Raw genomic sequence first — 21910 nt, forward strand, 5'->3', positions numbered from 1 at the left:
GGACATCATGAAAACTAAACTCTTTTTATTATCTGTCATTATTTTGTTGGCGAATTACTCTTTCGCTCAGTATACCTACGAAAAACCAGTAGAGAAATATTCTCCTGATATCGATCACATTTCAAAATTTGAAGTTGGTTTTCATTATGGTCCGGCATGGACATCTGGTGATGTAAAAGAGTTTGCGAAATCTGGAGGAGCCTTTTCTTTAGATTTAGGGGTGAATACCGGACATTTCTACCTTGGAACTGAATTTACAATTACATCCTGGCGAGATTACTATGATATTGGCTATGCTGATGATATAAATTTTAAAGAGACCAATTTTTTATGGTTGGTGAATGCAAAATTATTTTTGGGTGAAGGGAAAGTGAAACCTTATATCGGATTGGGAACCGATTTAATTACAATAGCATTGGGGATTATTGATCCGGAAGATGAAGATGATTGTGATTATTCTTATTATGATGACAATCATTACAGGGATTACAATGCATGGCTGGTTCCTTCCTTCGGTATTCGATGGGAAATGGGGCCGGATATTAGCGGTAATATTGGATTTAGCGCAAACTTTTCACGGAATTATGATTTTATTCGTTTACAATTGGGGATTGTATTCTAATTAAATCGTAATTCTCTATGATATTGAGAAACGCCTTAATTATTGAGGGAATTTTTTGTTTGAAATTTTGTCCTAAAGCCAGACGGGCTTCTACTTTTTCCTTGGATGAAAAAGTAGACAAAAAATCATCGAAAACGTCCTCAACCACCCGTTACTAGTTCGAATACTAAACAAAAAGAACTCGCTGTGCTCAGACAACTTTTTGTTCTTAACGCATTCTTCACTATACGGATCCCGGTCTCCGGACTCAATTTCGAGCTCCACATTTAACCGGACGATACTTTATGGAGTATATATTCTATTTAGTAAGCACAAAAAAACTCCCCCGAATGTGGAGGAGTTCATTTATCGGGTACTAATTTTCTATTTGTAAAGTTCTTTTAAACGGCTTGCCATTCCTTCAGCCAAAGCTTCGCACAAATCGAAATCTTCGTTATTTGGAGCGCAAAGAGCTTCCGGAGTTGCTTCAATAGTTTCCCACTTAATTTCTTCGGCAAATTTGTTCAAGCGTTTTAAGCCGCCACCGCCCCATGATTTGGAACCAAATACACCTAAAACGTGATCTTTAATAGCCATGTGCTCTAATTCGTTAATCAGGGTTTCCATGGTTGGGAAAACATCACCATTGTATGCACAGCTGCCTAAAATTACACCACGGTATTTAAAAATATCGTTGATGATATAAGATGGATGTGTTTTTGAAGAATCGTGAATACGAACTTTCTTAATTCCTTTTTTAACCAATTGGCGGGCAATATTATCAGCCATTTTCTCTGTATTTCCGTACATCGAAGAATATACAATAACACAACCTTCATCGGTTTTATACTGACTCCACTTGTCGTATTTGGCAATAATATCAGCTACATGACTTCTCCAAATTGGTCCGTGGGTTGCACAAATCATTTCGATCTCCAATCCACTTAATTTCTTTAGTGCATTTTGGGTTGGGCGACCATACTTTCCAACAATATTGGAATAGTAACGGCTGATTTCTTCATCCAAATAATCCAAATCCAATTCATCATCGAAGATACCTCCATCCAAAGTTCCGAAAGCACCAAAAGCATCACCTGAAAACAGAATGCCTTGTGTGGTTTCAAAAGTAACCATGGTTTCCGGCCAATGCAGCATCGGAACCATATAGAAGTTTAATTTGTGTTCTCCCAGGTCAATTTGATCACCTTCCTGAACCTCAAGTAAATTTTCTTTGATTCCATAGAAACGCTCTAACATCGGAAACGTCTTTTTGTTTCCTACTATTTTCATTTCAGGATAACGTTCAACCAAAGAACGAATAGACCCTGAATGATCTGGTTCCATATGATTAATGATCAAATAATCTGCTTTACGACCTTCCAATACTTCAGCAATATTATCCAAATACTCATCCATTGTGCCTTTTTCAACAGTATCTACAATGGCTGTTTTTTCATCAACGATAACATAGGAATTGTATGCTACGCCTTTTGGAAGAGGCCAGTAGTTTTCAAATAAGTGAGTCCTTCGGTCATTTGTTCCTACCCAGAAAATTTTGTCAGTAATGTTGTTTCTATTGTGCATTCTTTATGATTTTGTCGATTTTGCATATTCAGACCTTTCTATCTCATTGAAGCAACTACTGCCACGATAAAAATGAGTTTGAGATCTTCTAAACTCTGATTTGGATCAAGAAATTAGATCACTTTGTTTACAGCCCACAAAATTAAGAATATTTTTATTTTCGAAATGCTTCTACAACATCTTCTTTAAAAATTCTTACCTATTGTTGTAAAAGTCTGATGAGTTGTTGCTTATTTATGATTTTTATTTCCCTTCTGTTCGTTACAATTAAGCCTTCTTGCTCCATTTCTTTTAGGCTTCGGGCAAATGAAGGGCGGGTAACACCAAAAAACTGAGCCATTTCGGACTGAGATTTTGGTAAGGTAATTTCGGTTTTATCGGGGGCCGCCAGTTTTAAAAGGTAGTTCGCCAACTTTCCTTTTATCGTTTTAAAATTTAAAAACATCAGTTTGTTGGCTAAAAACTGACTCCTGTTTGATATCGAATTCAAATAATTGGTCAGGAATACTTTGTTTTTTTGGAACAGGTCGATTACTGAATTTTTTGACAGATAAAAGACCTCTACTTCATTATTAGCAGTAACATTTACCGGAAATTGATTTCTCTGTCCGAATAAAAAGGCAGAAGCAATTGGGTATGGAGCCATTATATCTTCAATTTTAATGCTTTTTCCTGAAGGGTCGAGCATTTCACCTTTCACACTGCCTTTTAAAACAATCATCAAATTTTCGCATTGATCTTCCCGAAAGGCAAGCATGTCACCTTTTGAAAATTTCTTAATCTGATACTGTGAGTCGATCAGCAAATTTTCCATTTCGTCAGGAGAAATTCCTCTGAAAACCGGTGATTGTGATAGTTGTTGAAATAGCATTTTTCTGTTGATCTGTTAATATTTTCCCAATATTAGAAGTTTCTTGGCAGTTTGCAAAGAATAAGGGATGAATTGGTCTTAAATCCCCTGTGCTGTATTCATTAATACTGATTTTAGCAGAGTTTCTAGACTAATTTCAGAAGATTTCGTTTAAAACTAATAACTGAAATAGAGGTGAGAACAGTACCAATTCCTAATAAAACAAGCATCTTGGGATAAATTTCTGATAAAGGAAGTTGTCTCCAGAAAATATCAAAAAAGCCTTCTATTGCCCAATAGTTCACAGAAACAATTGCTAGCTTGTGCATAATTTCAGGCATGAAAATAAGTGGCATCATACTGCCTCCAAGAGCCGAAATAACGAGAATTACCAAGGTTGATAAGCTTTCCACCTGCTTTCTGCTCTTACAAACGGAAGCCATGAAAATCCCAAAACTGGTACAGGCAATTGCTGCCGATAAAATCATAAGGAGTAAGGCTGGCAGATTAATAAATATATCCAATCCTAATGCAAGCCATGAATACAAGAACATGACTGTTAGTTGTAATACGGCCATAAAAAGTGTCGAAAGCATTTTGCCGTAAAGAATGCTCGATGGTGTGATAGGAGATACCAGCAGTCGGCGAAAGGTTCCGTCTTCTTTTTCTTTTAGTAAGGAAGCACCACTTCCCGATACGCTAAAAAGCAACATCATAATTGCTGTGCCTGCAATGGCTTGCACCAATCCCAGATTACCATTTTTTTCTTCACTAACAATTGCAGTCATTGGCAGGTTCGACTTTTCTTCCATTTTTTTTGAATCTTCCGAATTATCGAAATCAGTAAACTGCTCTTCAACCTGTGCCTGAATATTCAAAAGTTCTGCATCTGCAAGATTCGGGTTTTTTTCTCTGATCCAAGTATTTACTTTTCCTTTGATTCCTTTTTTCATTGTGATTCCAAATAAATTAGACCACAATGCCTGTTGTAGTAAACCCATCTCAATTTCCTTGGCTTCATCGTAAAATAATTCCATTGGGGCTTTGTTTCCTGCTTCCACAGAATCCTGAAATCCTTTATACAGAACCAATACTGCAGTGTTTTTACCTTTTTTGATTAGATCGGAAGCTTCCTCGTAGCTTTTGGGAAATAGCTGCATTCCATCCTGATCGTTCAAAGTTTTAAATACTTCTTTTGAAAGTTCAGTATTGTCCTGATCGGTAAAAAGAAGAGAAATTGGACGTGACTTTTCTTTTTTCCCTATTCCTCCATACATTAATGCAAAAAGTGTAATTAATACGATCGGGAGTAATAGTGATAGCAAAACTGCTGTGCGGTCTTTAAAATATTGTCGAATGCCTTTAAATGCTATTGTGAACATGATTTTTTCAGTTTAAATCGAATGGAAGATCATTAAATTGGTAATGGATATGCACTATATTAATCGCGTAAGGATTTTCCTGTTAATTCAAGGAAGATACTCTCCAGACTTAGACTTCTTACCTGAAGATTTTCCAAGTGCAGATTTGCATTCGTACACATTTGAATTAGTATGGGCAAATCCGCATTGGCCTGCGAAGTTGACAGCACCATTTGATTCTCATGAATTAGAAGTTGGCCATTAAAGTGATTGTCGATATTTGAGAGGTCTGTTTTTAGAGTATTGGTAAATTTCACATGAATTTCCTCTTTAATATTTGAGGATTTTTTAAGCTCTTCGAAACTACCTTCAGCAATAATTTTTCCTTCATCAATAATGCCGATTCTGTCGCAAAGGCGCTCGGCTTCTTCCATATAATGAGTGGTATAAATCATTGTCAGTCCACGGGAATGGAGTTCTTGAATGACTTCAAAAATAAGATTTCGGCTTTGCGGATCGATACCGACAGTTGGCTCATCCATAAAAACGATTTTCGGATCGTGAAGAAGTGCTGCCGCAATATTAATTCTTCTTTTCATTCCACCCGAATAGTTTTTTATTTTATGATTTTTCCGATCCGATAAGCCCAGAAAGGAAAGGAGTTCTTCAATTTTTAATTGTAACTGTTTGCCTTTTATACCATATAAAGTTCCCCAGAATTTCAAATTCTCGAAGGCTGTCAGGTCTTCGTAAAGAGCTATTTCCTGAGGAACAACTCCAATCATTTTTTTAGACTCAGTGAGATTTTGATAAAGTGATTTTCCCCGATAAAGAATTTCTCCACAGTCAGGCTTTAGCAGAGAGCTTAAAATACTAATCATTGTGGTTTTTCCAGCTCCGTTTGGCCCGAGCAGGCCGTATAATTCACCTTCCTGAACTGCAAGAGAAACATTGTTTAGAGCCTTAACTTCTTTGTAAGATTTACTTAGGTTTTTCGCAACGAGCATATAGAGGGTTGTTTAGTTTTCAACAACTCTAAATTTACACAATTGATATGACAAACAGAAGATGATTTTAGCGTAAGTTAGCGCAGAAGGGCTACATTCCCTTTTTTCATGACTTTTTTGCCATCCAAAAAAGTTACTTCCAGAACATAAACATAAACATCAATATCCTGCATTTGTCCTTTAAAAAATCCATCCCATCCGCTATTGATATTCGTGGTTTCGAAAAGTTTTTGTCCCAATCGGTTGTAAATTATCAGAGTAACTTCTTTTACATCCTCACCCCTAATAAATAGTTTGTCGTTGTGACCGTCGCCATTTGGAGAGAATGCTTTTGGTAAACCAACATATGGATAGTTCTCCAGAAAGGCTACATCTATTGTATCACTGGCAGTACAATTTGAATCGGTGGTAACTTCCACCCAATATCTGCCCTCGGTTTGAACGGTAATTTTTCGGGTAATATCTCCGGTTACCCATTTGTAAAAGCAGTTTGGAGTTCCTGCATCCAAAACAATTTTTTTATCTGCATAACTTTCTAAATCCTGTCCTAAATCAATTTTCGGAGTAGGTAATAAATTAATCTCCAAACAATCCGATTCCGTATTGCCATTAGCGTCCGTTACTTCCAGACAATAATGACCATTTTCTTTTAAATAGATTTCAGGAGTTTTGTTGGCAAGTCCGAGCCAGTTGTATTGCAATGGATAAACCGGATTTCCTTCAATTATAGGATTGATCAATATTGAATCGCCCGAACAAATTGAATGATCTTCGCCCAAAAACACACCGAATTTCTCACCTTTTCTATGGTTAACGTATAAAGTGTCCTTATTTAAACAACCGTTATGATCTTTTACTTCAACAACAAAAACGCCACCACTATTTACATTTATACTTTGAGTGTTTTCGCCCGTATTCCAAATAAATTCAGCACCCTCATTGCCGGCATCTAAAACTACACTTTCTTCATCCCATAAAGTGATATCAGCTCCCAAATCAATAATTGGGTTTGGATGATAAATCACTTTCGTGTTTGCTGTTTGCTGAAAACCATCCGGATCGGTAATTTTCACCCAATACTCTCCGGCTTTATCGATATCAATTGAAGGTTCTGATGAGCCATTTTTCCAAAGATATCTATACTCCTGATTAATTGATAAACTTGGTTCCAAATTCATTTTTTGATTGCCGCACAACTGAATCACTTCCGGCAGATTTATTTCAAAAAGTTCTGATTTCATTTTAGCCGAAAATGATTTTGTTGAAGAACAGCCATTACTGGATACTACTGTAACAGAATACTTACCAGACTTCGAAATGCTTAGTTCTGAGTCGGTAGAGCCATCCGACCATAAATAGGTGGATCCTTTTTGGAAAATATCAAGAATGGAATTTTCATCCTCTATTACCACATGATCTTCAAGGTTTATAACAGGTGATTTTTGAGTTGAAACTTCTATTTTGGATTTTACAACTTGATTGTCATTCAAGTCAGTAACAGTAAGATTATAGGTTCCTTCTTTATCTACGCTAATTTCTTTTGTGTTTTCTCCGGTGCTCCACAGATAGGAATAATTAGAAGGTAAATCAATAATTGGTGTGAGTACAAGGCTTTCACCTTCGCATAGATTGTTGTTATCGTCGAAAGTAACCTGAAAGCTTTTCACTACTTCAAGGCCTGCAAAAATTGTATCACTGTTACAGCCAAAAGCATCTGTTTCTATCAATTTAAAATAATTTGACGCTTCGTGATCCGGCCACTTAATTTTTAATTCAATTTCTTGTTTATGGTCCTCAATTTTACTTTCATTTTTCAGTATTGCAGCACCTTCGGGTACCCAAACAGAATAGCTTGAGTTTTTCCCGATTTTAGCGGAATATTTTTGTGAGGTATTGATTTTTACTTTTGGGTGATAATCCTCAATTTCAGGAGTTGCCAATGGCATCACCTGCACTGTTGCAGATTTATATTTTTCAGGAATAACGACCGGAGACAAATCCTCAAGCCATGCTTTCTTTAATTCGATGGTATAGTTTTTTACGTGCCCCGAAGTGTTCTTAAAAAAGAGTGACATGTTGTATTCCGAAAAATTGATGCCTTCATTACCATTAAGAATCATAGCAGGACTGTTGTTAACAGAAAAGCTTACAAACCATTTTTTATCTTTTGGTCCTTCTAAAAGGAGTTGTATTTCCTGCATGGGCAACACAGTACCATTGGTTGCTGAGCAATACATGATCTGATAATCGGAATTGATACGAACTGTATCGTTTTGAGAAAAACCGGAAACAGCTGTGCACAAGAATAGTAAAACGAGACTGGTTTTTATGGATAGATGTGTTAGTTTGGTTTTGTATCTGGTCATTATCTTCTTTTTTTAATGAAATGAGAACTAAAAAGAATCAATTTAGACTGATGTAAATATAGTTTAAAATAATTAGATGGTTGATTTTGGTCGCTAAAAATAGATCGTTAATCAGGATTAAATGTTTTTTCATCATTTATTCTACGATAACATATCATTTTTGTTCATGTTTTCAGTACCTATTTTTTAGATGTGTAACATCGGTTACAGTTTTCTAAATTGTACTGAGATATATTTGCAGTAAGAAATCATTTAAATTCTGTTTCGAAATGAAGAATCAATATTTTAAGACCACGGATAGTTTGCTTGATATTTGTACCAAGTACCCTGAAACAATTAAAATTTTTGTTTCAAATGGATTCAGACAATTAGAGGATGAAGCGAAGAGAGCAGTCTTTGGTAAATCTCTTTCTTTGGAACTGGCTTTAAAAATGAAGAAACTAAATGTGGACACGTTTTCTGAATTATTGATAGAAGGAATCGATTTAAACAGAAATCAGGTTGACGGCGATTTGAATCAAAAAAGCAAAGAGCAAAAAGCAGACTCGATTCATGTTCAGGGTTTGTTGCCTTGTCCGGTACGAATTCCTTTGGTGGAAGGGATTGATGCTTTTATTGAAGAATACGAAAAGGAGCACGATAATGAAATTGTGTATGATTTGAAAGCGGCTTCGATGGGATTGGATTGGTTAATTGATGATGTAATCAATCAGGAAAACACCGATCATTTAGCGGATGTATTTATTTCTGCTGGTTTCGATTTATTCTTCGATGATAAATTGATGGGTAAATTTAAAAAACAAGGTATTTTTAAAGACAGTACCGGTTTCGAGCGTTTGAACAAAGATTTTGATAACGATGAGATTTGTTTGAAAGATCCGGAAGGACATTATTCTATGATTGGTGTAGTGCCTGCTGTTTTTCTGGTAAATACGGCAGAATTAGGAGATCGTCCGGTTCCACGCACATGGGCTGATATTTTCAAGCCGGAATTTAAGCGCAGTGTAAGTTTGCCAATCAGCGATTTCGATTTGTTTAACTCAATGTTGCTGCACATTTACAAGGCATATGGCGAAGAAGGAGTAAAAGGTTTGGGGGCTTGTTTGCTGGAAAGTATGCATCCCGCTCAAATGGTAAAATCTCATACCAAAAAGAACGTACGGCCTGCAATTACAATCATGCCTTATTTTTTTACTAAGATGGTAAAAGTTGGAGGTCCAATGATTGCTGTTTGGCCGGAAGACGGTGCAATTATCAGTCCTATCTTCATGCTAAGCAAGAAGGATGAATTGGAAAAAACACAACCTGTTATTAATTTCTTTGCCTCGAAAGAGGTAGGAGAGATTCTGTCGCATCAGGGTTTGTTTCCAAGTATTAATCCTGAGGTAGATAACCGATTACCGAAAGAGAATAAATTTATGTGGTTGGGTTGGGATTACATTAACAGTAATGATATCGGTTCTTTGATAAAGAAATGTGAGTGCATTTTTAATAAATCGATACAGGATGAATCGTTTGCAAATTTGGGACCGTTGAATTATACGTCAAGCAAGTAATTGTTTAAAATTCTCCCTTTTCAGGGGAGATGTCCGAAGGACAGAGGGGTGCAATGTGTACCCGAAAATATTAATTAGGAATTTAAACAATACCAGATATGAACTTAGTTACAGTTTCAGGGCCTCCTTCATCAGGAAAAACAGCAGTGATTTTAAAAACTATCGATTCGCTGCAAAAGCGGGGATTAGAAGTTGGTGTGGTGAAATTTGATTGCCTTTATACCGATGATGATATTTTGTACGAAAAGGCAGGCATAAAAGTAAAAAAGGGATTGTCCGGTTCACTTTGTCCGGATCATTATTTTGTAAGTAATATCGAAGAGGTAACACAGTGGGGAATTAAAGAAGGTTTTGATTTGCTGATTACGGAAAGTGCGGGTTTGTGTAACCGTTGTTCTCCCTACGTAAAAAGCATTACAGCTGTTTGCGTTATCGATAATTTGAGCGGAATTAACACACCAAAGAAAATTGGGCCGATGTTAAAGAGTGCCGATATCGTGATTATCACAAAGGGCGATATTGTATCGCAGGCTGAAAGAGAAGTGTTTGCATCAAGAGTAAATCAGGTGAATCCAGGAGCAAGTATTATGCATATAAATGGATTAACCGGACAGGGTGCCTACGAGTTAAGTACATTGCTTTACGATGAAAAGGTGGAAATTAAGACTTTAGTGGGTGAGAAATTGAGATTTTCAATGCCATCGGCTTTGTGTTCATACTGTTTGGGCGAAACCCGAATTGGAGAAAGCTACCAAATGGGTAATGTTCGCAAGATTGATATGAGCGACAAGAAGGACGAAAAGTAACAAGGAGAAAGTTTCAAGGGAAAAGTTAAGCGTCTAATCGTTATTTGCCACCTGCTTTAGCTGGTGCTGATTAATAAGCTAAAAACAGACACAACATGATCACAGTTCAAGATATGCAAAACCAAAGTATTGCCGATTTATTTGAGCAATATCCTTTTCTTCCCGGATTTTTTGAGGAGAACACACTACAGGTTAATGGCCAGATTAACGAAAAGCTAATTGATTATCTGAAGTTTTTGGATGATGAGGAAGAGGCTGAGAACAGAGCCATTGATAAAGATCAGTTTTTAAATTCGATGACGATCTATATTTCTCAGATGCTCGAATTTTTGGGCGAAGATGAGCATGATGGAGTTTACAGCATTAGTATTCTTCCCGGAACCAATAAATCGGGCGAAGCCGAGCAGTTTGGTGAATTGAAAATCAGTAAAAGTGAGATTGTTTGTATTGTTGGACCAACAGGATCGGGAAAAAGCAGATTGCTTGCCGATATTGAATGGGTAGCGCAAAACGATACCCCAACTTCGCGAACCATTTTGGTGAATGAAGAAATGGGAGACAAGAAATGGCGGGTAAGTTCGGGACACAAATTGGTTGCTCAGCTATCGCAGAATATGAATTTTGTAATGGATCTATCTGTTTATGAGTTTTTGGAGTTGCATGCACAAAGCAGATTGGTTGAAGATATTGAAGGTGTTATTGCTAAGATTATAGAAGAAGCCAATAAGCTTGCCGGAGAAAAGTTTGAGTTAACCACTCCTATTACAAGTTTGAGTGGTGGACAATCGAGAGCATTGATGATTGCTGATACTGCTATTCTGAGTAAGTCGCCGATTATTTTGATTGATGAAATTGAGAATGCAGGTATCGACCGCAAAAAAGCACTCGATTTGCTGATTGGCGAAGAAAAGATTGTATTGATGGCAACTCACGATCCTATGTTGGCTTTAATGGGCGACAAGCGAATCGTGATCAAAAATGGTGGCATTCATAAAGTGATTGAAACCAGCGATGAAGAGAGAAAGCTGTTGGTTGATTTGGAACGTATGGATGCTGTGGTTCAAAACATGAGAACAAGACTTCGTAACGGCGAAATCATTAAAAAGGAAGATATAGGGTTTTAAATCTAAGAATTAGTAATTACGAATTAGTAATTTCAAAATACAACTTGATAAGCAAGCATTGAATATAGAAATTAAATAATATTAAAATATCATGTCGTTTGGTAAAGGCTAACTACTAATTACCAGTTACTAAAGACTAAAAAAGGAGATAAAATTATGCACGACGGATGCGCAGGAAGTTTCGAGAACGGAAAACAAGTAGTTGACAAAGTAAGAATGATGGGTTTTGCACAGCAATTAATGCCAATGCCTTTGGATATTGAATGTCATGGCTGCAAAGAAACCTTCACCATGGAAGAATTCGAAGGACATTGTCCGAAATGTGATATGGTGCACGGTGTAACACCTTGCCACGCGTTCGATCCGAACAACATTATGGCGGCAGGTATCGGCTATTAATTTTTTAACTGCAGGGACATGTCATGGCGTGTCTATATGGAATAAGATTGGAAGAGAAATCCCAATAGGGCAATATTGTTCTGTTGGGATTTTTCATTTTCAGACAGCCTTCCTGGTGCGCTTCCTCAATTTGATAATTTTATCGGCATAATAAACCCTCAATTCTTCAACAAAAAGGAGCGGATCAGGATATTCAGTCAGTACTTTGTAAGTATGCCTGTTTTTGGCGGTAAACAACAAGTCTTCCAATTGCTCTTTTTCTTTTTTCAGATAAGAATCCTGAGCGATTATTTTTGTTCCCTTAGGAAGAACTTCGATTTCCTGATTGAGAGCATTGCCACTAAAAATATGCGCATGGTATCGCTGAAGTTCTTGCAGGTTGCCGGCTCTGTAAATATCAATTAGTTTACTGGTTACTTCTGTTGCGAGATCAATTTTCTCCTCGTCCATCGAAAATTTATCGGGATGAACATGAAGCATGGCTTCCCGATACAATCGTTTTTTTTCTTTGTGCTCTTCTATATTCGATGTGCTTACTTTGGGGTTAATGATTGGTTTAATTCCAATGGGCTCTTTGTAATTTTTGCCACGGCGTTTTTGTTCCAGTCTTTTTTCTTTTTTGGTTTGCTGCAATTTTTTGTAGATAATCCTCAACTCCTGCTCCTCAATTAATTCATCAGCCAAGCTGGTGCGCAGCAGGGTTTCAAAAGCACTTGTTTTTTGCTCGATGAATTCCAATTCTTTCCGTAAAGCTTCAATTTGTTCTTTTAAAAACAATTGATCAAGTGCTGGTTGGTTTGAAATTTGCAGTTTTTTATCGAGCATAAGGCTGTTTTAAGAAAAAACAAAGTTGAGGAATTTTTATTGAAAATCTCATCTTCTAGATACCTCAACCTATCCTTCTCCAGAATGAGCTGGGGGATGAGGTGTTTTGTTTTGCAAATACAGCATCAAAACGAACTTTATTTTTAACTTTTTCTTATTCTTCCACAATACATTTTTCCCTATCTTTCAGCCTTTGAAAAATTAACTTCAAGATGAAGAAACGGCTTATCATACTATCGGATTTGTGGGGATTTGAAGAGGCGGGGTGGATGCATTCTTATCAAAAGACATTGAATCCATATTTCGAAATAGAATACTTCGATTCCCGTAAATTGATTGATCTTGATTTGTCGGATAATTCGGAAGGACGGCTTCATGCCCGGTTTGTGAATGGAGGAATTGATCGTGGCGTGTACAAACTGGGATTGCAGGAGAAACAGACCATTATTGTTCTTGCTTTTAGTGTAGGAGGAGTAATTGCCTGGAAAGCCGGGTTGAAAGGCCTTAATATTTCCACCCTTTATGCCATATCATCAACCCGGTTAAGGTACGAAAAGGAAAAGCCGGATTGTAAGTGCTCCCTTTATTTCGGAGCCAACGATCGATACAAACCAGACGTGGAGTGGTTTCGGGATTTGGAGTTGGATCTTAATTTGATTCCTGATCAGGAACATGAATTGTATCGGGAAGAAGATTTTGCGAAAATGCTTTGTGAAAAGATAATTGAAGAACAGACCGAAGCCGGAAACCAGTTAATAAATTGATTAAACAGTAGAGTTGTAATACGAATATCATTTAAAAAAAAATACCATGGAAAATAAAGAATATTCTAAAATTTACCGAATTATTCATTGGGCAATAGCTGTTTCTTTTTTGCTGTTGTTAGCAACTATATTTTTGAGATCAACTTGGTTGAATAAAAATAATGTGGCAGATATTATTCAAAATTATTTAATGAGTATCGATCTGTCTTTATCGCACGACCAGCTCATTCGTTTAGCAAAACAAATACGACAACCAATGTGGAATTGGCATTTATACATTGGATATGTATTGGTTGGATTATTTGCGGTTCGTTTCACGATTCCATTCTTTGGACAAATGAAAATTCAAAATCCACTGGATAAAAATTTATCTGTAAAAGAGAAAATTCAAAAATGGACGTACATCATTTTTTATGTATGTGTAATAATTTCATTAGTTACCGGGATTCTTATAGAATGGGGACCGAAAAGTTTGAAAAAATCAATGGAAGGGATACATGTACTTTCTAATTATTACTTGATTCCATTTATCGCAATCCATTTGGCGGGGGTTTTAATTGAGGAAGTTACGAGTAAAAAAGGAACCGTTTCGAGAATAATAGGAGGATTGAAAGCTTAGAACCGTATGGGTGAAATTGACAAAGATGAATAAGGAAGGCATTATAGGTAGAACCGTAGAATTTGTAAAACAAACACTTGCCGATGCCGAAGGCGGGCACGATTGGTGGCACATCTATCGGGTGTGGAAATCGGCAAAAGAGTTGGCTAAGACAGAAAAGGTAGATTTGTTTGTGGTAGAGCTGGGTGCTTTGCTTCACGACATTGCTGATTCTAAATTTCATGGTGGAGATGAGGAAATTGGTCCGCGTTTAGCCAGAGAATTTCTTTCCTCCCTTTCGGTGGATGAGCAAACCATTCTTCATGTAGAGAACATCATTACCAACATTTCGTTTAAAGGGGGCAAGGAAGTTCAGAAGTTTAAATCGCCGGAGCTGGATGTGGTGCAGGATGCCGACCGAATGGATGCCATTGGCGCCATAGGCATTGCCCGGACTTTTAACTACGGCGGGCATAAAAACCGCGAAATATACAACCCAGGCATTCCTCCAAACCTAAACATGACAAAAGAGGAATACAAGAACAGCGATGCGCCAACCATCAATCACTTCTACGAAAAATTGCTTTTGTTAAAAGATAGAATGAACACAAATGCAGGTAAAGCGATGGCCGAAAAACGCCATGCTTTTATGCAGGTGTATCTTAATCAGTTTTATCAGGAGTGGGAAGGGAAATGAGTTCCAAGTTCCAAGGAGAAAGGCAAAAGTCCGTCAGTGGTTTTTATTCCTTACGTTGCTTGAAAAGTCCAACCTAGGCTTGTTGTAATAGTTCTTCCATCTTGAGGGGAGATCCCGACAGGGAGAGGGGTGCTTTGAAAATTGAAAAGTCAAACAGTCGCTGTTCCCAATTTTCCATTCAATACCTTGTGGCTGTCTCAAACTTTATAAACGCGCCGAAGTATTGATTATAATTTGGTAGATTTGGTATTGTGAAACGGGAATGGGTATAATACATATAGTTTGGGCAGCATTGTCCAATTCTGTTTTATCCTTTATTTGGAATTATTCTCAGAAGTGAAATGCAGTCTTCTAGATATTTTCTTGATAAGGTAATTATTTTGAAATCACCCAAGAAACTAAGCGAGGCCGTTAGGGGCGAGGCTGAAAAACCAGTAGTATGGAAAAAATTGAGATACAAAAATATTTTGCATTACTTGAAGAGTTTGAAACTGCAAACAAACTAGTGAGATTAGGTTTTGGAGAACTTCAAAATATCAATCTTGACAATGACTTTTACTTTCTGCCATTTCAACTTTTATCTCAAGGCTTTGAGAGGTTTATGAAAGCTTATATTTGTGTTGGACACTTTGAAAAACAAAAAGTCTTACCAAACTTTCAGTACTTAAAAAAGATTGGTCATGATTTGGAAAAGCTTTTAGCAGATATTTTAAAAAACTATTACAGTATTGATTATCCTCCTGTCCAATTTAAAAAGGACTTGGAATTTTTAAATAAAAATAAAGATTTAAAAGAGTTACTTTTTATTCTATCCGAGTTTGGGAAAATCGCCAGATATTACAACTTTGATTTTATCACGGACAATTCGAAAATTGGAATAAATCCTAAAGAAAATTGGCAAAAATTTGAAAATAGAATTATGCCGATTAATGACGGAATGTTGAAGAAACTAATGAATCATGATGTAGACAAGGAAATTTACCAGGAAATAACCAATCATATTATAATCGTTTTTGAGAAATTCATAGCAAGTCTTTCTCGTCAAATAATCTTCAACACTCTTGGACAAACAGGGAAACAAATAACAATCAGTTCTTTCTTTGATTACGGTATGCTTTATGAAGGTGATTATGGCAAAACAGACTACAGAAAGAATACGACAAAATTCAAAGAGACACCTAAATCCGTTCATAAAAGAACACTCAGTGATGACCTAAAGAGAAAATACAATCCTGATTATAAATCAAAGAAAATTACAAAAGATGAGTACGATGGAGACTGGCCCTTTTATGTTGATGAAATAATAATAGAATGTAGGCAAAAACATTGGTGTATAGTGACAATAGATGGTCATGACTACGCTTTAAATGGATCTGCAAAAGGAAGATACAAACTTGAAAATCCACATGACGCAGGGATGGCAGTTTTAGGTAAAAGTATTGGGGATTTTATAAAAATAGCATTAGAACTGAAGTGAGGAAGTGAAAGCCCTGCCCTAACAAAAACTAAATTATCATGGGTGCTGATAAGTTTGAAAGTTTAGTACAATTAACAAACACCAGCACAGTTAAACTTGTCTTGCTTTTAGCGTGGTTCAATATCTGTTTTTAAGTACCCAATAAATTTCTGCAAGACAATCAGACTCAAAAAAAAAGTTTATCTTGATTGCAATTGATTTAGGGTTTTATACAAATTACTGTTGGCTGTACTATAAATAAGAGAATATGATTGAGATCTATTACAAGAATAATGAGATACAGAAATATAAATCGATTGGTGAAATTGATTATTTACCAGACAATATATTCAGTATCCGGTTTATTGATTTTATGAATTCAGATTTGGAACTGATTTCTGAAAAGTTTGATCTTGATTTAACTTCTTTCAGTAAAAAAGAGGATATCGAAATAAGTTCCCATTATATTGATTCACCTGACCAGTTGTCTTTAAACTTTACGATTCCAAGCTATTCGTCCAGTGATTTTTTTGAGGAAAAAGACATTTACATTCTGATTAAAAACGAAATTGTATTTACATTTCTTTCACCCGATATAGAAGAGAGCTTGAATCAATTAACACAATCTATTTATAATTTTGAGAACACAAAAATTGACACCTATCATCAACTTTTCATCTTTCAAATAGGGGTAATTTCCGATTACTATGCTGATATTGTCGAGCTGATTTCAAAAAAAATAAGAGACCTTTTCCAAAATATTCTAAAAACGAAACAATTCAAGGAAAAAGACTTGGATTACATTGCCGAATTAAGGTTCAATAATCTTCTTATTCGGGAATCCCTTTCCGAGTTTCAAAGGATTCTTCTTCTTTTAAAAAAGAGCTTTAAAAAAAAGGACAATACATTCAATAAAATTAGTGAGGAATTAAATGATCTTAGAGTAATAGCAGATTATTTACAATACAATTTTAATCGATTGGATGACCTGAATGGGAATATAAATTCGAAGATAGAATTAGAACAAAATCAGATTTTTAAAATACTAACCATCATTACTGTATGCATATCACTGCCTACTTTACTTGCAGGTATATATGGAATGAATTTTAAATACATGCCTGAACTGGATTGGGCTTTTGGATATCCAATTACTGTTCTGGTTTTAGTTCTGAGTTTTATCATTCCATTAATCTATTTTAAAAGAAAGAAATGGTTTTAAGATCATATCGAACTTAGGATTTATAAAAATTGAAGAAGTTCAACAGCAACATATATTCTTACCCAAAGCGAAGCCTCCAGCTTCGTTTTTTTTTATTGCTTTACCTGATTTCTCCAGCTAAGATCACAAGCTTCGTTTAAAATCGTATAAACATCATATTCTGTAAGACTGGTCTGATCTAGTAACTGATCACGAAAATTATCAGCATACATGTTCATGTAACTAAAATCGGCTCCAGAGCCTAAAAGATTGCGGGCATAAGGCGTAAATAATTGTACAAGTTCGTCCAAAACGTCTTGCTTGCTCGATTGCTTGTTTAGTGCAGATAAATTATTCATTAGTTATTGTTTTTATAAGTAGTATGGCCACGAATTTAGTGAATATTATTTAAAGACAATTTGTAAGAATAAAAGCAAAAGCCATCAGTATTCGTAATACCGATGGGTTAAGTTCAATTTTAAGAATGAATTAATAATACGCATTGTGAGAATTCGATAATTGTTTTTATTTTTGCACACTGAAAATTGAAAGACTAACGCATTGTTCGTTAGGCAGGAAAAGAAAAATTCCCACCCAAATTACTTTAAAGGAAAGATCTCTGATTGGAAATCATTTTATGGTGAAGAGGAAAGACTTGTGAGAAGGAGATAAATGAATACAGTGAGAGATGAAACATCACCGATATCGGGCTTAACACAAGCAGGAGTTTCATCTGGTAACTAAAAATAAATGATAATTAGATGCAATATAAAATGTTAGTCCTCGATTTGGACGATACGCTTTTGTGCGACGATTACAGCATATCAGATAGAAACAAAGAGATGCTGATGAAAGCGCAGGAGAAAGGGGTTTATGTTGTTTTGGCCTCGGGCCGACCAACACCAGCCATGCTTCGTTATGCCAAAGAGCTCGATTTGGAAAAATACGGATCGTTTATAATCTCTTACAACGGGGCAATTATTACTGATCTTAGGCTGCAAAAAAGCATTTTCGAACAGAGCTTAAGTAAAGAGCAAATTCATGCTTTGCATGATTTTTCTCTGGCCAATCATGTGGATATTGTTACTTATACAGCAGACAGCATCATTAGCGAAACTTCTTCGAAATATATTGATATAGAAGTTCAGCTTACGCAGATGAAATTTAATAAGGTAGATTGTTTTAAGACTGCTGTAACCGAACCGGGCGTGAAATGCATTCTATTGGAGGATCCTGAATATTTAAAAACCGTGGAGGTAAAATTGAAACAGGAAAAACCGGACACGAGTGTTGCAATATCGAAACCTTTCTTTTTAGAGGTGATGGCAAAAGGAATTGATAAGGCGGCAAGTGTTGCCCGCTTGGCTGAGAAATTAGGAATCCGTCAGGATGAGATTATTGCCGTAGGAAATGCCGGCAATGATTTAAGTATGGTGGAATATGCCGGCCTGGGCGTTTGGGTAGACAATGTATTACCAGAACTTAGGAGCTGTGCCGATGTTATTGTTGCCTCGAACAACAATCATGGTGTTGCCGAAGTGGTTGAGAAATACATTCTAAACTAAATATTGTTTGAGAATCCGACTTAGAGTCAGATTCTCAATGATTTATAAAACTACTTATTGGCTGATTAAATGGCATTAAAGCATTTTGCGGTAGCAGCGTTTCCGTTTGTGCTGAATATGATCGAATGATTTCCAAAGCTGAATGGCCACATGATTGTTCTCAAGCATTCCGGTTGTTTCGGCAAATTTAAGCCCATCGCTGTTTGATGTTTTTAGCAATTCATTCATCAATATGGATACAAATCCCAGTTTTTGGCAATCGTGATCTACACCAGTCAGCATCAAGTCCATTTCGGTAGGGTGTTCGAGTGCCTTTTTCAGATGCCACCATCCGAAAGGCAAAAGCTTGCCCTTGGCTTTTTGCAGGGCTTTCGATAAGGAAGGCAAAGCAATAATGAATCCAACCAATTTATCTTCTTTGTTTAAGATGATTTTAACGTATCGGGGATTCAGAATGGGAAAGTATTTTGAAATGTAGAAACGGATCAACTTTTCGGGTAGTTTAATAGAGCCAAACAAATCGGAGAAGGCATCATTAAAAACCTTAAATATTTTTTCTTTGTAGGGTTCCAGCTCTTTTTTTGTTGTGAAGTTTACGGTTTGCAAACCATATCTTTTTTTGATTAGTTCGGCAACCCGGCTTGCTTTTTCCGGCGTTTCTTCCGGCAGACTGATTCTGAATTCCAACCAATCAATTTCTTTCTCATAGGCCAATCTTTCGAAATGATTTTGATAGTAGGCAAAATGATAATCGGAAGCCATGGAAGGAAGCCATTCATGGCCTTCAATCAACAATCCGGCATGATCTAAGTTCGAAAATCCCAGAGGGCCGCTCACTCCAACCATACCTTCACTTTTCAGCCACTCTTCAGCCACTGCAAAAAGTTTTTCTGAGACTTCATGGTTGTCAACAAATTCCATTCGGGTTATTCGGCCAATTTTCTCACCTTGTTTTTCGATACACAAATGGTTTACAATGGCACCAATTCGTCCTACGATTTTTCCATTTTCGTAAGCCAGCCAAAATTTAGCCTTGCAAAAATCAAAAGCAGGATTCTTTTCGGGTTGTAAAAGTTCCAGTTCGCCGGCTTTAAAAGGAGGTACCCAAAATTTATGATCTTTATACAATTTAAATGGAAAGTTAACGAATGCTTTTCGTTGTCTTTGATTTTGAACGTCTGTAATTAGAATACTCATAATATGGAATGTTAGGCGAATTCAGCTTCATAGGATGATACTCCTTTCTCTAATGGATTAGCTGAGAATCAAAAGTAAGGATTTATGACTAAATGCAGACCAGAGATTGTTCAGTAAGATCATATTTAGAATGGGTAAAGCTAATGCAGTTTGCCCATAAATTGTGGAGTATGTAAATTTAGTGATGTTACGAATTGAATCGTGTTGCATCCGAAAGATAATATTTATTTAAGTTGCTTGCTACATGAGTTTTAATAAAAGAATAGCCTTTTTATGGATTTTCAGAACGATTTTAAATAGTTAAACCTGCAATCAGGCAAAGGATTAAGATGAAACAAATAGTTAAAATTTGCGTAATTAGTAGGTATATATGTTAAAATCGATTGTTTGTTATGGGTAAAAATAACTGTTGGGAAATTCCGAAATGTGGAAGGGAACTGAATGGTGTAAATTCTGTTAAGTGTGGGGTTTGTCCGGCAGCATTACCGAACAATTTTGATGGTGTTAATGGAGGAAAAGATAGCGGGCGATTTTGTTGGGTAATCGCAGGCACTTGTTGCGATGGAAATGTTGCAGGTACTTACGCTCAAAAATTGGCAAATTGTGTTAACTGCAAGTTTTTGAAACAAGTAAACGAGGAGGAAGGTCGGGATTTTATATTAATGCCCAAAAAGTTAAAAAGGGAAAAATAATCACACTGTGAAGTGAAGAAATTATTCTTCACTTTTTTTTCGGGTAAACACCCAGGCACCAATAATTGCTGTGAAAGGAGCTACCAGTACCAATCCGAAACTACCTACCAAAGTGTGTAGTATTTCGCCTGAAACGTAGTTCAGGTTTAGAATGTTAACCATAGGCGTTCCCTGTGCAATAAATACCATAAGCAGAGCTGAAAATCCGCCGGAGTATGCAAGAAGGAGTGTGGTAGTCATTGTACCCACTACGGCTTTTCCTACCGAGAAACCTGATTGGCGCAATTGTTTGGCTGTAATACTTTTGTGTTGTTGGTACACCTCAGCTTGCGAAGCGGCAATATCCATAGCAATATCCATTACTGCACCCGAAGAGGAAATGAAAATTCCGGCAAGGAAAATTTCCGTTAAGTTTAGGTAAGAATAACCCGAATAGAGCAAGGTTTCAGAGAATGGTTTAATGGCACCATGAATATTGAATAGTTTTCCAAAGACTATGGCCATAAAACAAGTAATGGCAATACCACTCATGGCACCGAAAAAGGCAACCAATCCTTTTTTATTGGTGCCGGCCACCAAAAAGATGATTACAGAGGTAAGTAAAGCAACGATACCCAACGAAAGCGGGATAGGAGCATAACCTTTAAGCAAGCCAGGCAAGAGTAATTTCCAAATGGTGATTCCGGCAAACAGAAACGAAAGCATTGCCTTTACACCTGTCCATCCTGCAAAGGAAACCAGGAAAAGAACAAATAATCCAAGCAGGAAAGCTTCCAGATTAATTCTATAATGATCTATAACATTGGCGCTGATTATTTCAGATTTATCCTGATTAAAATTAAGAACTGTGAGAGTTTTATCTCCGGGAAAAAAATATTTATCGAATTCCATTCTCCCTATTAACTGATTAAAGGCAGTTATTTCTTTTCCTTTAAATTTTCCAGTTAAAATTTTAATCTGCACGGTTTGTGATCCGGTTTTTAAAATTCCGGTTTCTACAACAAGGGAATTATCGGTTGCTAAAACCAAGGCTTTCACACGTTCTGAATTTTTATAATCATTTTCAGAAAATCCTGTGGGAAGATATAGTATAACAGTACTTAAAATCAGAAGCAAACCAACCAATATAAGATCTGATTTTTGAGGAAGCTGGAATTTGAACATAGTTGTAAAGGTATTGAAAAGTTGAAAGTCTTGAATGATCGAAAGGTCAAATAGTCAAAGACTCTTCCCGATTTTTTGACTTGATAAAAAAAACGCC

The 21910-nt window shown here is 36.4% G+C and carries 21 protein-coding genes; 12 read left to right on the plus strand and 9 right to left on the minus strand.

Features of this window, described 5'->3' with window-relative positions; translation table 11 throughout:
• Window positions 1-7: 7 nt before the first annotated feature.
• Window positions 8-622 carry a hypothetical protein gene (locus QUH73_RS10155; RefSeq protein ID WP_289530327.1) on the plus strand — a complete coding sequence of 205 codons (615 nt, stop codon included), beginning with the start codon at window positions 8-10 and terminating at the stop codon, window positions 620-622.
• A gap of 363 nt (window positions 623-985) precedes the next feature.
• Here QUH73_RS10155 and QUH73_RS10160 read toward each other — a convergent pair whose 3' ends face one another.
• From QUH73_RS10160 to QUH73_RS10180, 5 genes are all read right to left on the minus strand, one after another.
• Complete coding sequence (locus QUH73_RS10160; RefSeq protein WP_289530328.1) at window positions 986-2185, minus strand: FprA family A-type flavoprotein; 1200 nt, start codon at window positions 2183-2185, stop codon at window positions 986-988.
• Between the two features lie 199 nt (window positions 2186-2384).
• A complete protein-coding gene (locus QUH73_RS10165; RefSeq protein WP_289530329.1) occupies window positions 2385-3056 on the minus strand; it encodes a Crp/Fnr family transcriptional regulator in 672 nt (223 codons plus the stop codon).
• Between the two features lie 125 nt (window positions 3057-3181).
• Window positions 3182-4417 carry an ABC transporter permease gene (locus QUH73_RS10170; RefSeq protein ID WP_289530330.1) on the minus strand — a complete coding sequence of 412 codons (1236 nt, stop codon included), beginning with the start codon at window positions 4415-4417 and terminating at the stop codon, window positions 3182-3184.
• 59 nt (window positions 4418-4476) lie between these two features.
• Complete coding sequence (locus tag QUH73_RS10175) at window positions 4477-5403, minus strand: ABC transporter ATP-binding protein (protein ID WP_289530331.1); 927 nt, start codon at window positions 5401-5403, stop codon at window positions 4477-4479.
• Window positions 5404-5480: 77 nt separating this feature from the next.
• Window positions 5481-7769: a gliding motility-associated C-terminal domain-containing protein gene (locus tag QUH73_RS10180; RefSeq protein WP_289530332.1), complete on the minus strand. Its 2289-nt coding sequence runs from the start codon at window positions 7767-7769 to the stop codon at window positions 5481-5483.
• A 269-nt stretch (window positions 7770-8038) separates the two neighbouring features.
• Between QUH73_RS10180 and QUH73_RS10185 the strand changes: the two genes are divergently transcribed.
• The 4 genes from QUH73_RS10185 (at window position 8039) to QUH73_RS10200 (ending at window position 11654) form a co-directional block, all read left to right on the plus strand.
• Window positions 8039-9325 (plus strand): ABC transporter substrate-binding protein, encoded by a 1287-nt coding sequence (locus QUH73_RS10185; RefSeq protein WP_289530333.1) that lies wholly within the window; start codon window positions 8039-8041, stop codon window positions 9323-9325.
• A gap of 98 nt (window positions 9326-9423) precedes the next feature.
• A complete protein-coding gene (locus tag QUH73_RS10190) occupies window positions 9424-10131 on the plus strand; it encodes a GTP-binding protein (RefSeq protein WP_289530334.1) in 708 nt (235 codons plus the stop codon).
• 95 nt (window positions 10132-10226) lie between these two features.
• A complete protein-coding gene (locus tag QUH73_RS10195; protein ID WP_289530335.1) occupies window positions 10227-11255 on the plus strand; it encodes an ATP-binding cassette domain-containing protein in 1029 nt (342 codons plus the stop codon).
• 156 nt (window positions 11256-11411) lie between these two features.
• A complete protein-coding gene (locus QUH73_RS10200) occupies window positions 11412-11654 on the plus strand; it encodes a hypothetical protein (RefSeq protein ID WP_101308493.1) in 243 nt (80 codons plus the stop codon).
• A 99-nt stretch (window positions 11655-11753) separates the two neighbouring features.
• On the opposite strand, the gene QUH73_RS10205 is transcribed toward QUH73_RS10200, so the two are convergent.
• Complete coding sequence (locus QUH73_RS10205; RefSeq protein WP_289530336.1) at window positions 11754-12479, minus strand: hypothetical protein; 726 nt, start codon at window positions 12477-12479, stop codon at window positions 11754-11756.
• 212 nt (window positions 12480-12691) lie between these two features.
• On the opposite strand from QUH73_RS10205, the gene QUH73_RS10210 reads away from it, so the two are divergent.
• From QUH73_RS10210 to QUH73_RS10230, 5 genes are all read left to right on the plus strand, one after another.
• Complete coding sequence (locus QUH73_RS10210; protein WP_289530337.1) at window positions 12692-13243, plus strand: hypothetical protein; 552 nt, start codon at window positions 12692-12694, stop codon at window positions 13241-13243.
• A gap of 46 nt (window positions 13244-13289) precedes the next feature.
• On the plus strand, window positions 13290-13862 hold the full coding sequence (locus QUH73_RS10215; protein WP_289530338.1) for a cytochrome b/b6 domain-containing protein: 573 nt from the start codon (window positions 13290-13292) through the stop codon (window positions 13860-13862).
• 25 nt (window positions 13863-13887) lie between these two features.
• Window positions 13888-14538: an HD domain-containing protein gene (locus tag QUH73_RS10220; protein WP_289530339.1), complete on the plus strand. Its 651-nt coding sequence runs from the start codon at window positions 13888-13890 to the stop codon at window positions 14536-14538.
• Window positions 14539-14977: 439 nt separating this feature from the next.
• Window positions 14978-16015, plus strand: coding sequence for a hypothetical protein (locus tag QUH73_RS10225; RefSeq protein ID WP_289530340.1), 1038 nt, complete (start codon window positions 14978-14980; stop codon window positions 16013-16015).
• Between the two features lie 247 nt (window positions 16016-16262).
• On the plus strand, window positions 16263-17216 hold the full coding sequence (locus tag QUH73_RS10230; RefSeq protein ID WP_289530341.1) for a CorA family divalent cation transporter: 954 nt from the start codon (window positions 16263-16265) through the stop codon (window positions 17214-17216).
• A 92-nt stretch (window positions 17217-17308) separates the two neighbouring features.
• On the opposite strand, the gene QUH73_RS10235 is transcribed toward QUH73_RS10230, so the two are convergent.
• Entirely contained in the window at window positions 17309-17554 is a 246-nt protein-coding gene (locus tag QUH73_RS10235; protein WP_289530342.1) for a hypothetical protein, read from the minus strand.
• A gap of 402 nt (window positions 17555-17956) precedes the next feature.
• Here QUH73_RS10235 and QUH73_RS10240 point away from each other — a divergent pair, with 402 nt between their 5' ends.
• A complete protein-coding gene (locus QUH73_RS10240) occupies window positions 17957-18760 on the plus strand; it encodes a Cof-type HAD-IIB family hydrolase (RefSeq protein WP_289530343.1) in 804 nt (267 codons plus the stop codon).
• Window positions 18761-18835: 75 nt separating this feature from the next.
• Here QUH73_RS10240 and QUH73_RS10245 read toward each other — a convergent pair whose 3' ends face one another.
• The gene (locus tag QUH73_RS10245; RefSeq protein WP_289530344.1) at window positions 18836-19957 is read right to left on the minus strand and encodes a hypothetical protein; all 1122 of its coding nucleotides are present in this window, start codon (window positions 19955-19957) and stop codon (window positions 18836-18838) included.
• Between the two features lie 392 nt (window positions 19958-20349).
• Between QUH73_RS10245 and QUH73_RS10250 the strand changes: the two genes are divergently transcribed.
• Window positions 20350-20649 (plus strand): two-CW domain-containing protein, encoded by a 300-nt coding sequence (locus QUH73_RS10250; protein ID WP_289530345.1) that lies wholly within the window; start codon window positions 20350-20352, stop codon window positions 20647-20649.
• Window positions 20650-20670: 21 nt separating this feature from the next.
• On the opposite strand, the gene QUH73_RS10255 is transcribed toward QUH73_RS10250, so the two are convergent.
• Window positions 20671-21813 carry a YibE/F family protein gene (locus QUH73_RS10255; RefSeq protein ID WP_289530346.1) on the minus strand — a complete coding sequence of 381 codons (1143 nt, stop codon included), beginning with the start codon at window positions 21811-21813 and terminating at the stop codon, window positions 20671-20673.
• Window positions 21814-21910: the final 97 nt, after the last annotated feature.

Origin of the sequence: Labilibaculum sp. K2S (assembly GCF_030372765.1) — a bacterium.
In the GTDB taxonomy this organism is placed as follows: domain Bacteria; phylum Bacteroidota; class Bacteroidia; order Bacteroidales; family Marinifilaceae; genus Labilibaculum.

What these genes read in the sequence shown, in the direction of transcription:
- QUH73_RS10250 (WP_289530345.1), top strand. Translation starts at nt 20,350, where the DNA reads ATGGGTAAAAATAACTGTTGGGAAATTCCGAAATGTGGAAGGGAACTG.
- QUH73_RS10240 (WP_289530343.1), top strand. Translation starts at nt 17,957, where the DNA reads ATGCAATATAAAATGTTAGTCCTCGATTTGGACGATACGCTTTTGTGC.
- QUH73_RS10230 (WP_289530341.1), top strand. Translation starts at nt 16,263, where the DNA reads ATGATTGAGATCTATTACAAGAATAATGAGATACAGAAATATAAATCG.
- QUH73_RS10200 (WP_101308493.1), top strand. Translation starts at nt 11,412, where the DNA reads ATGCACGACGGATGCGCAGGAAGTTTCGAGAACGGAAAACAAGTAGTT.
- QUH73_RS10175 (WP_289530331.1), bottom strand. Translation starts at nt 5,403, where the DNA reads ATGCTCGTTGCGAAAAACCTAAGTAAATCTTACAAAGAAGTTAAGGCT.
- QUH73_RS10235 (WP_289530342.1), bottom strand. Translation starts at nt 17,554, where the DNA reads ATGAATAATTTATCTGCACTAAACAAGCAATCGAGCAAGCAAGACGTT.
- QUH73_RS10160 (WP_289530328.1), bottom strand. Translation starts at nt 2,185, where the DNA reads ATGCACAATAGAAACAACATTACTGACAAAATTTTCTGGGTAGGAACA.
- QUH73_RS10195 (WP_289530335.1), top strand. Translation starts at nt 10,227, where the DNA reads ATGATCACAGTTCAAGATATGCAAAACCAAAGTATTGCCGATTTATTT.
- QUH73_RS10165 (WP_289530329.1), bottom strand. Translation starts at nt 3,056, where the DNA reads ATGCTATTTCAACAACTATCACAATCACCGGTTTTCAGAGGAATTTCT.
- QUH73_RS10185 (WP_289530333.1), top strand. Translation starts at nt 8,039, where the DNA reads ATGAAGAATCAATATTTTAAGACCACGGATAGTTTGCTTGATATTTGT.
- QUH73_RS10205 (WP_289530336.1), bottom strand. Translation starts at nt 12,479, where the DNA reads ATGCTCGATAAAAAACTGCAAATTTCAAACCAACCAGCACTTGATCAA.
- QUH73_RS10180 (WP_289530332.1), bottom strand. Translation starts at nt 7,769, where the DNA reads ATGACCAGATACAAAACCAAACTAACACATCTATCCATAAAAACCAGT.
- QUH73_RS10215 (WP_289530338.1), top strand. Translation starts at nt 13,290, where the DNA reads ATGGAAAATAAAGAATATTCTAAAATTTACCGAATTATTCATTGGGCA.
- QUH73_RS10190 (WP_289530334.1), top strand. Translation starts at nt 9,424, where the DNA reads ATGAACTTAGTTACAGTTTCAGGGCCTCCTTCATCAGGAAAAACAGCA.
- QUH73_RS10210 (WP_289530337.1), top strand. Translation starts at nt 12,692, where the DNA reads ATGAAGAAACGGCTTATCATACTATCGGATTTGTGGGGATTTGAAGAG.
- QUH73_RS10155 (WP_289530327.1), top strand. Translation starts at nt 8, where the DNA reads ATGAAAACTAAACTCTTTTTATTATCTGTCATTATTTTGTTGGCGAAT.
- QUH73_RS10170 (WP_289530330.1), bottom strand. Translation starts at nt 4,417, where the DNA reads ATGTTCACAATAGCATTTAAAGGCATTCGACAATATTTTAAAGACCGC.
- QUH73_RS10245 (WP_289530344.1), bottom strand. Translation starts at nt 19,957, where the DNA reads ATGAGTATTCTAATTACAGACGTTCAAAATCAAAGACAACGAAAAGCA.
- QUH73_RS10225 (WP_289530340.1), top strand. Translation starts at nt 14,978, where the DNA reads ATGGAAAAAATTGAGATACAAAAATATTTTGCATTACTTGAAGAGTTT.
- QUH73_RS10255 (WP_289530346.1), bottom strand. Translation starts at nt 21,813, where the DNA reads ATGTTCAAATTCCAGCTTCCTCAAAAATCAGATCTTATATTGGTTGGT.
- QUH73_RS10220 (WP_289530339.1), top strand. Translation starts at nt 13,888, where the DNA reads ATGAATAAGGAAGGCATTATAGGTAGAACCGTAGAATTTGTAAAACAA.